Genomic DNA, 5,325 nt, shown 5'->3' with positions numbered 1-5,325 from the left:
CCTTCATTTATGCTGCTATGATCCATATAATGAGCAGAAGACTGGCTAATATAGTAACTTTACCCGAATGAAAAATGAATATTCAGACAGCCTCTAAGATAACTCTACATTACATAAAACAAAAAGCCAAAAGTGATAAGCCGTTTACTCTTTACAGCCATGTTTTGGAGAGATATTTTTATCCCTTTTCTGCAAATATATATTAATCTGGCCTGCTAATATCGTTTTATGCCTGTAGAAACAAGAGAAATTTCAGTCACTGGAAAAGAAGATTGTGGAATTGTTGATATTACTGAAACGGTGTCAGAGGAAGTCAAAAACTCCAAAATAAGAAACGGGACAGTTACGGTCTTCTGCATCGGGTCCACCGGAGCAATAACCACAATGGAATTTGAGTCAAACCTTTCAAAAGACGTTTCAGAAACTCTTGATAAGCTAATCCCTCTGAATAAGGACTACCATCACCACAAGACCTGGGGTGATTACAATGGAGGTTCTCATTTAAGATCATTGCTCATCGGCCCGAGCCTTACAGTTCCTTTTGTTGAAAAAGAATTGACACTTGGAACCTGGCAGCAGATTGTATACATAAATTTTGACAGGATTGAAAGGTTGAGAAAAATCGTGCTGCAGATTATTGGGGAATTTTAATTTTCGGGGAATTTCGTTATTTTTCCAGGCTGCGGATAATACTGGATGAAATTGCAATTCCCATGCAGGTGTCCAGCGTCACTGAAGACATAAGCCCTATCACCTTTCCGGTCTGCAGGATCGGAGAACCGCTGTCCCCGGGTTCCGGCATATTATAGCACTGGAAGCCCAGAAAAAGCAGTGAAGCTCCTGCGTTAACCACCCTGCAATTGATGGCATGGATATCATTAACAAGCACAGCCTGCTCCAGTTCAGCTGCGCTGCCAAGCTCGGTGATTTCAAACGTGCAGGCCGGAGGAAGCTCTATCAAAGCTAAATCAAAATCCTTTAAAATACGCGTAACAGCGAGTTTTGTTCCGTCAACTGTTAAATGGTCTCCTTCCCCACGACGAAATATATGAGAAACCGTGACCATGTAAGGCAATCCTTTGAGTAAGATAACAGCCCCGACAGTACAGCGTTCTCCCTTATAGAAAAAAGAACCACCCGATTTTATCATAAGCTTTCCTCAACCTGCCGATTTTTCTTAGGTCTGGTCTTAGGTCTGGTTTATGGTATTTTTGATGTCTAATTCTATTTCCGGTTTTTACGTTAAATTGTGATTTGTTGGCCTAGTCATTATTGGAACAAAACGTACCTGGTGTGGATGTTCTGGAGATGTTTCAGGAAAAATACTAAGCGAAGTATTGCCTGAACTGAAGAGACTGGTTGCTGGTGTATAAAGTAGAAGGTTATGCAAATTCTTTAAGGATATCCCCCTGAATGGGGAATTATCCTGTGGACCCGCTTCTGGTACTCCCGGTATTCATCACCAAACTGTGACACAAGCCTTGTTTCCCAGTGCAGGGACCCCAGATACAGGTATATGGTGGACAAAATGTATATGACAAGCAGATTGACGGTCATAAAGGGCGTGAGCCACATTATGACCAGGCCCGAGAGCAGGAAAGGGTCCCTTACCCAACGGTAAATGCCCCGGATATTCAGGGGGCCTGCTTCGGGAGTTTTTGGTGCAGATAGCTGTGAGCGTAATTTAAACCTGTGGGGTGCATCAAGCAGTGTTCTGGGAGCAACGATTACAGCAATCAGCTGTCCCCCGACCATCAGCCAGAGCCAGGGTGAAGGTACTATGTAGAGAATCGGCCCCGGATTTTTAATAAGCAGATAGACGAGCGGCGCTATCGTTACAAATGCGATGAGGCTGTATACCGGCATATAATATCTTTCTGCCCTGGAACCCACGACTCGCATGATGAAGCGTTTGAAGGGCAGGCTTGCCGTAAGGCTGTGAATAGCTGCAAATGCAACCAGACAAAAAACAAGGATAATTGTGGACGAAACCAATTTCAATATTCCCCATTTTTTAATTTGAATAACCTGGTATTTAGCATTTGTGAACTGATGGGGCTGTCAAATTTTCTGGTACTAATCAATTTTCTAAATGTTCCCACACCAGTATCTAAAAATCTTACTTTATAGATTCCTGATACATATTAGAAGTTCACGCAAGATAGGGCAATCAATACAAATCGATACCGCTTTTTTGTACCTTTTAGCCCATTGAAATTGATTTAGATCGTTTTTCTACAAAGCCAATTTTTTTCTTATTTATGTGGGCGCAGTACGGAAACAGTTTTTTCGTGTTTTTTCGTGCTGACAGTGGTTATACACCATCAAGCGAATTAAATGTGAATGTTTTCACTTAAAAATATCTCGATTTTTTATAACTCTAATCATTCCTGAAGACCCTAAAAACATGGCGGACTTAAGTATAAATATTAAGATGTTGTAATATTGTCTGTGTAACAATCTTCGCAATGTATGTTCCTTAAAATTACTCGCTCAAAACCAGGCTGTGTGTATATTGTTAAATTGAATTTCTGATCAAAGGAGCATTTTTGAACATATCAGAGTCCAAACACGGGGTTCATACCAGGCACATACTCTGAGAATAATCTGAAGTTGCAGCAAACTAAAAAAAAGAAAATTCTTACTTAATTTATCTAAAAAAGAAGGTTTTCCCTTCTAATTTGGAAAAGGAGACTTTTAAATCCCTGATTAAAAAGATAAACGTTTCATATTGTCTTTTAATGAGGTCTGATCACAATGAAATATCACAATTTTAAACCATATGCAAAATATGGATTATTTCTCATATTTCTAATTAGTTTAGTTGGCACTGCGTGTGCAGATACAAATCAACTTGTGTATTATGACTGGTCTGCAGACAATGGAAATACTATAGTTGACACCTCCGGAAACGGAAATAACGGTGCAAATTATGGCAGTACAACCTTTATTCTGCCAACTGGACAAATGGCAAGACATTTTAACGGACAAAACAGAATAACAATACCTAACAATGAACAGCTGGCATTTACTGATCCATATATAACATTTGGGGTATTTTTCCGTTATAATTCTAATAATCCGACTAATTGCACATATTTAGTTTCTAAAGGCAATAACACATGCAGTCTCAGCATTGACCATACGGATTCAATACTGAAATATGAAGTTTATGCAGATGGTCATGCTATTTCCGGCTGCAGTGCAAGTCCTATACAGCCTGACGAAGATTATGAGGCTATTGTGACATATGATGGTTCTCATGCTCAATTGTACATCAATGGAATTTCTAATGGAAAAGGTGTAGATTATACGGCAGTTGCTTTAGGCCCCAGCTATAACACGGATGACTGGACGATAGGATCATCTCCCGATACTACGTACGGGCTAAACGGGGAAATATATTCTTTTTATATTTATGACAGAACGTTAACTCCATCTGAGATATTAGATTTATATGTGAATGATATCCACACCGTAAGGGATTCAGATAAACCCGGAGGCATTGTTCTAACATGGGACGATGCAGCAAATATTCATACGTGTTATACACATTTGCCAATTTTCCAAAAGTATAACGCTACATGCACTATGAATGTAAATCAAGTAAGCAACAGACCACAGGCTATAATAGATGAACTAAATGCACTTCATGAGGCTGGATGGGAAATAGCTGCACATGGGTATAACCACACAGATTCAGTTATATTTCTACAGAATAACACTCCTGAAGAGTTGCTAGACCAGGAAATATTCCCGAACATCGTAGAAATCACCCGTTATGGTTATCCGGTTTATACCTTAGCATATCCCTTTTCGCATAGAACTCCAACTACTGATAGCATACTAGCTCCATATTTCCGGACACTTAGAACTGGAGTCCCTGATGTTGTAAATGATAATGTCAATGAAACACTAAAGGCTTATTACGATTGGGACGATGCTCAACTTCTGTATGGTGTTGAAATAGATAACAGTGCTAATGTTAGCTTACAGTCTATAGAATACGGGATTGATCACGCGATAACAACTGGGAGCGTATTAGTCTTATATGGGCATACAATTACTCCAACTGGTGATGCACGATATCAAACTTCAGAATCGAGGCTGGAATCTATTCTAGATTATACCAGTCGTAATGGCGGAGTATTTTATCACATGGGAGATCTGGGTGATTCGTCCTGGGTGCGACCCTCCAGATTTTCTGATGTGACTGCAAAATTCACAGTTTCTACAAATAATGTGACAGCCGGGGAAACTGTGACGTTTGTGGATTACAGTATCAACCAGACCACTGAACTGCTTGATTTCGGGGACGATTCGCCTACGAGTAGTACTGCAACTGTTACTCATACATATACAATACCAGGAACTTATACGGCTAATCTAACGGTAACAAATGACGTTTCCAGCGATTCGATGCTTAAAACAATTACGGTAATTCCACCGACAGCTCCAGTTGCCAGTTTCACCAGTGATTTGACAACTGGATTTGCGCCACTGAATATAGCGTTCACAGATACATCAACCGGACTTCCAACATCATGGGCGTGGGACTTTGGAGATGGAAGTACATCAGATAATCGGAATCCAACGCATACTTATTCTGCAGGAGGAAGCTATAACGTTAACCTGACAGTAAGTAATGAATACGGCACGGATTCAAAAACTGCTGTTATCGTCGTACTGCAGCTTCCTGTAGCAGACTTCAGTACCAGTGCTACAGGTGGTTATGCTCCACTTTCAGTCACCTTTACTGACTGTTCACAAAACGCAACATCGAGGAGCTGGGATGTTAACAATGACGGAGTCGAGGACTCAAACGAGACAAGCTTTGTTTATGAGTATGCTTCTGCAGGGACTTACACCGCTAAACTGACTGCGATCAATGCAAACGGCACGAATTCAAAAACTGTTCAGATAATTGTAGATAGAAAGAGCAGCGGAGGAAGCAGCAGCGGTGGCGGTGGCGGTGGCGGTGGATCCCCTGAACCTGCAAAGAATGTCAAAGCGAAGGAGCTTTCCCAGGTCTTTATTACAAACGGAAACCCTGTAAAGTTTGATTTCACAAAGGACGCCACTTCTGTCGTATATTTGAGCTTCAATTCAAAGAAGACTGTTGGCAAGACAACAACCATTGTCGAGTTGCTTAAAAATAAATCTAAGCTTACCCCGGAAACACCCGAAGGCGAGGTCTACAATTACCTCAATATCTGGGTTGGTAACGGTGGATATGCAACTGAGAAGAATATCGAAAACGCAGTCGTGTGTTTCAAAATTGAAAAGGCCTGGATGAAGGATAAAGGCATTGACCAGTCTTCAATC

4 protein-coding genes are annotated in these 5,325 nt (G+C 40.7%); 2 read left to right on the top strand and 2 right to left on the bottom strand.

What is annotated here, in order from left to right:
- The first annotated feature begins 228 nt into the window (after positions 1-228).
- On the top strand, positions 229-651 hold the full coding sequence (locus EO92_RS09725) for a secondary thiamine-phosphate synthase enzyme YjbQ (protein WP_048136395.1): 423 nt from the start codon (positions 229-231) through the stop codon (positions 649-651).
- A 16-nt stretch (positions 652-667) separates the two neighbouring features.
- Here the strand turns inward: EO92_RS09725 and EO92_RS09720 are convergent, their stop codons facing one another.
- A complete protein-coding gene (locus EO92_RS09720) occupies positions 668-1,150 on the bottom strand; it encodes a trypsin-like peptidase domain-containing protein (protein ID WP_048171236.1) in 483 nt (160 codons plus the stop codon).
- Positions 1,151-1,395: 245 nt separating this feature from the next.
- Positions 1,396-1,995, bottom strand: coding sequence for an NnrU family protein (locus tag EO92_RS09715; protein WP_048171234.1), 600 nt, complete (start codon positions 1,993-1,995; stop codon positions 1,396-1,398).
- 762 nt (positions 1,996-2,757) lie between these two features.
- Between EO92_RS09715 and EO92_RS09710 the strand changes: the two genes are divergently transcribed.
- Positions 2,758-5,325: PGF-pre-PGF domain-containing protein (locus tag EO92_RS09710; protein WP_048171232.1), on the top strand; the 2,568-nt coding region annotated here is incomplete at its 3' end.

The organism is Methanosarcina sp. 2.H.A.1B.4 (assembly GCF_000979385.1).
In the GTDB taxonomy this organism is placed as follows: Archaea; Halobacteriota; Methanosarcinia; order Methanosarcinales; family Methanosarcinaceae; genus Methanosarcina.
This window is presented reverse-complemented; position numbering and strand designations above follow the sequence as displayed.

Coding starts and splice junctions, on each gene's coding strand:
- EO92_RS09725 (WP_048136395.1), top strand. CDS start 229: ATGCCTGTAGAAACAAGAGAAATTTCAGTCACTGGAAAAGAAGATTGT.
- EO92_RS09720 (WP_048171236.1), bottom strand. CDS start 1,150: ATGATAAAATCGGGTGGTTCTTTTTTCTATAAGGGAGAACGCTGTACT.